This is a genomic window from Psychrobacter sp. Ps7 (assembly GCF_022129225.1).
Taxonomy (GTDB): Bacteria; Pseudomonadota; Gammaproteobacteria; order Pseudomonadales; family Moraxellaceae; genus Psychrobacter; species Psychrobacter immobilis_A.
The window spans coordinates 1-3,939 of record NZ_JADQAH010000067.1; the positions used below are offsets into that span (position 1 = coordinate 1).

At 39.6% G+C, this 3,939-nt stretch carries 7 protein-coding genes; 4 read left to right on the forward strand and 3 right to left on the reverse strand.

The features are described from left to right. Window positions 1-436: PAAR domain-containing protein (locus I3257_RS13950; RefSeq protein WP_238050149.1), on the forward strand; the 436-nt coding region annotated here is incomplete at its 5' end. Here I3257_RS13950 and I3257_RS13955 read toward each other — a convergent pair. Both I3257_RS13955 and I3257_RS13960 read right to left on the reverse strand, forming a co-directional pair. Continuing rightward, complete coding sequence (locus I3257_RS13955; protein WP_083475608.1) at window positions 366-773, reverse strand: IS3 family transposase; 408 nt, start codon at window positions 771-773, stop codon at window positions 366-368. The genes I3257_RS13950 and I3257_RS13955 overlap by 71 nt on opposite strands. A 224-nt stretch (window positions 774-997) precedes the next feature. Continuing rightward, window positions 998-1,150 carry a transposase gene (locus tag I3257_RS13960; RefSeq protein ID WP_238050150.1) on the reverse strand — a complete coding sequence of 51 codons (153 nt, stop codon included), beginning with the start codon at window positions 1,148-1,150 and terminating at the stop codon, window positions 998-1,000. A 94-nt stretch (window positions 1,151-1,244) separates the two neighbouring features. On the opposite strand from I3257_RS13960, the gene I3257_RS13965 reads away from it, so the two are divergent. Next, on the forward strand, window positions 1,245-1,475 hold the full coding sequence (locus I3257_RS13965) for an SEL1-like repeat protein (protein WP_055123573.1): 231 nt from the start codon (window positions 1,245-1,247) through the stop codon (window positions 1,473-1,475). 72 nt (window positions 1,476-1,547) lie between these two features. Here I3257_RS13965 and I3257_RS13970 read toward each other — a convergent pair whose 3' ends face one another. Next, a complete protein-coding gene (locus I3257_RS13970; protein ID WP_238050151.1) occupies window positions 1,548-2,750 on the reverse strand; it encodes a serine hydrolase domain-containing protein in 1,203 nt (400 codons plus the stop codon). Between the two features lie 240 nt (window positions 2,751-2,990). Between I3257_RS13970 and I3257_RS13975 the strand changes: the two genes are divergently transcribed. Both I3257_RS13975 and I3257_RS13980 read left to right on the forward strand, forming a co-directional pair. Continuing rightward, complete coding sequence (locus tag I3257_RS13975; RefSeq protein WP_238050152.1) at window positions 2,991-3,389, forward strand: hypothetical protein; 399 nt, start codon at window positions 2,991-2,993, stop codon at window positions 3,387-3,389. Beyond that, a complete protein-coding gene (locus tag I3257_RS13980; RefSeq protein ID WP_055123576.1) occupies window positions 3,382-3,834 on the forward strand; it encodes a hypothetical protein in 453 nt (150 codons plus the stop codon). Before I3257_RS13975 ends, I3257_RS13980 begins: the two co-directional genes overlap by 8 nt. Window positions 3,835-3,939: the final 105 nt, after the last annotated feature.

Consider the following 3,939-nt stretch of genomic DNA (forward strand, 5'->3'; position numbering starts at 1 on the left):
CTGCGTAACTAAAATCTCCCAAGTTTATGTGTACGGATTTGACGGCAGGGGTCAAGGCGATAAAGTCATCTGTAAAAAATACAAAAAGGTCACCACTATTGTTAGTGGTGATGCATCCTTTATCGTTGATGGTGCGCCTATTGCACGTGGCGGTGATGTGACCAGCTGCGGCGCTAAACTGATTGCCAATCAGCAGTCATTTGCGGAGTCGGGATTTGAGGTGGGTAGTATTGCGCAGGCAGCATCTTTGATGTTTCCTAAAACTGATCCAGAAACTGTACTTTCTAACTTTGCAGCTTCTGACAACAAAGATTCTGTAGATGAAATGTCTGATGAAGAACTGGGAATATGGGTTGATGTATCCACTAAAAAGGCATTACAAGATGGTGGGCATATAGGTCTAAAACAACGGCTAGGTAGCACCAGCCGCCTTTGATGCGTATATAAGTGACATCACCTGTCCAGACTTGATTGGGTGCTGTTGGGCTAAAGTTACGGTTCAATAGGTTTCCATGGATTTTACGCGTGTTATCAGCGTGCTTATATTTATGCATTTTTATTTGACGACTTTGAAGTCCCATCTGCGCCATGAGTTTACCTACCATATAACGTGACAGTTCGATGTTATGCTCATTCATTAGTATAGCGGCAATGCTGCGAGCGCCTGCTGATTTCTTCGATTCGTTAAATACTTGGCGTATTAAGACTTTGGTTTTGACAGTGTCAAGGCTAATTGGCTTGGGCTTTAGTCCATAATAGTAGCTGCTCTTCATCACGCCAAACAGCTTGCACAGAAGGCTTTTATTGACCTGCTTGTCTTGCTCTGCAAACTCACTAATCAGCGATAGCCGTTTAGGCTGTCCAATGCTAGCAGAGCGGAGGCCTTTTTTAAGATGTCGCGCTCCATAGTGAGTCGCTTAACCTGCTTACGCAGTTCTTGGAGCTCTCGCTGCTCATCTGTTAAGGCATTGCCGACTTTAGGTGCTTGGCCATTTATTTATTGATGGTACTGAGTCAGCCATTTCTGCAGAGTGGATTTGCCAATGCCCAGTGATTCAGCAACGTCGGGTATTTTACGCTTATGGTCAGTCACTAAACTGATGGCTTCAAGTTTGAATTCTCGGGTATATTGATTGCGTTTGTTGGTCATACTGTTTTCCTCTTTGGGTTAGTATAACCTCTTAGCCGCTGTCCAATTTTATTATGCCACTACATATACCAAAGCTGCTGATCAAGGGTTAGATGTGGCACAACTTAATATCGGTGGTCTCTACGAAAACGGCTATGGCGTCCCTCAAGACTATGACGAAGCTTTTGAATGGTACAAAAAGGCCTCCAACCAAGGCAATCAAGAAGCCAGCAATCGCATTGGTAGATTGGTCATGAATGGTAAAATTGACGATGAAGGTATCGTTATTTATAGCACCCAAGAAACTGGTCTCACATTAGGTGATATTGAAAACAGGAGCCAATGATAATGACGGCTGTATGAGCCAGTAGTTTTTAGCTCATATAGCTACTAATGTATGAAAGGTCTAACAACCCCATCACTCCACCAAACCATCCAAAACTTTCTTCACTTCAGTCACATACTGACCCAAATCTGGCTCTAAATGAAAACCCTCTACTGGAGTGGGTAAGCCTTTTTGTTTACCTAGTCTAACGATAATCGCGTTCTCTTCTGGCAACATTAATACGCGCTGCCCTAAATGACCAAGCATGGCGTAAAATGGAATCGGACTGTTCATATCCGTCCATACCGAATGACCGTAAACCTGCTCTTGCCCTTCTGCAAATGCTGCGGCATTGGGCGTAATCTTAAAATCAACGTGCGCTTTGCTAAGCAGTTGCTCACCTTGCCATTCGCCACCGTTTAATAGTAATTGTCCAAATTTGGCAAAATCTAAAGCACTGGCATTTAAACAGCAATATACTTTTTCAATTTTCCCTGCCCCATCAAGTGACCAATAGCCGTCACCTTGCATTCGAAGTGGTTGCCAAAACTTCTCTTCTAAATAGCTAGAGATAGTATAGCCATGCTCTGCGAGCGCCCGTGATAATGCAATGCCAAGCATTTGCGTATCACCGGAGGAGTATTCAAACCGACCGCCGCATTCTTGCACAAAATCTCGACTGACCATTTGCTTGGCCAAGTCATGGCCATAATAGGATTCAGCAGTTGGATTGATCGGAAAATAATAGTCCTCGGTCCAATCATAACCCGAGGTCATCGCTGATAAATCTGCGAGCGTGCAGTTTTGCGCATATTTGTTGCCTGCGTATTCAGGCAGCCACTTGCTAATCGGCTCATCGACACTACCAATATAGCCGTCTTCAACGGCTTTAAGATAAAGCATGGTCGTGATGGTTTTTGCCATCGAAAAGCTATTGGTATGTGAATTCTCATCGTAACCTTGCCAGTAATTCTCGTACAGCAGCTTGCCGTTTTTGATAATCGCAAAGGCGACAGTTTCATCGGTATCTAAGGCATTCTGCAAAGTTGGGGTAAGTTTGACTTGCTCAAAGTTGGGATTTTTCTCCCATTCGATAGGGTCTTTAGCACGAATAGTACGATTATCAAAATCTACATAATCATCAATATTAGCGGTATTTTCACCTTTAAGATAAGTGAGTTGCAGACCTCTAAAAATATAGGCATTGCCCGTCACCACTAAGCCCAAGCTGATAATAATGAGTAGCGCTACAATAGGTAAAAATATCCATTTAAACAGGGTTTTTAACACTACCATTATAAAATCCTTTTTTATGGCATGGTTGGTGCGTACGATTGAGTATCGTTGATAGGGTTTAATTTAGCATGGATAGGCAGTTTTGGGAGAGGGTTTTTGGGTAGAGAGCGTAGAGTTTCTATGCTATCTTACTAATAATTTTATATGGAATTATGAAAATAAGTTGATTATTTGAGTACTATTTTTGCACAGGAGTGTAAAATGTATAAGTTTTATGATATGTATTAAGGAAATTAACTAGTGGAAGGAACAAAGCAAAGTAGTAAGACTATAAGAATCAGTTCTGATGGTCTTTATAGAGGAGCTACAGTACATACACCTTTTCCTTTAGAGAATAGTGACTTTCTAAAGCTAACGAAGGTGAATAGTTTATTGCCAATTTGGGCTCACACTTTTTTTACTGGTACGAGTGTTTTTTCTATTACTGTTTTAGCTAAATGGATAAATCATAAGTATCTTGATGGCATTGAAACTGTATCAAGCACAGAAATTATAACGCTAACAATCCTAGTAGCACTAGCTTTAGCATTCGAAGGTTTATATCTTATGCTGCCATCAGAAAAAAAAGTAAAAATTTCAAAAATTGCAAAACACTTTAAAGAAAATACACCAAAAGCTGCAGGATTTGGAAATGAATAATAGTCTACCTAAAGAGTACATTCCTTTTAATAAAGTTTGGGTTTGTAGTAATATATTCGACGATGGTAAAATAATTTTTAGTATTGACGAAAATCCTATTTTTTTGATAGGTCGTGATAAAGAAAGCTCTAAAACATTGCTTTGGTTTAGTTCTCAGAAAAAAGAAACTACATCTAAGAAATTTCATAATGTAATATCAAAGAATAAAATTATTGACGAAAGATTTGATTTGCTTTCAACCGAATATGGTGATGAAATAAAGTTCAACGGTCACTCCTTGATTCAGTTCAGAGTAGTAGACGATAGGTTAGTTATAAATATGATAGATCTTAAGCCTATTGGTTTAAATATATTTGGGGGGTTATCATCATTAACTATTGTCAGTAATAACTTCTCTAACTGCACATTTGCTGATAGTAATACTATGATAGCTATTGGAGGGTGATCTCGTAGAAAATAATGACTAAATATAATTCAATCTAATTTTTTATTTTTTAGAATAGGGCGTGTTGAACATTCATAATTTCAGCCAGATATAGGCACAAGCGAG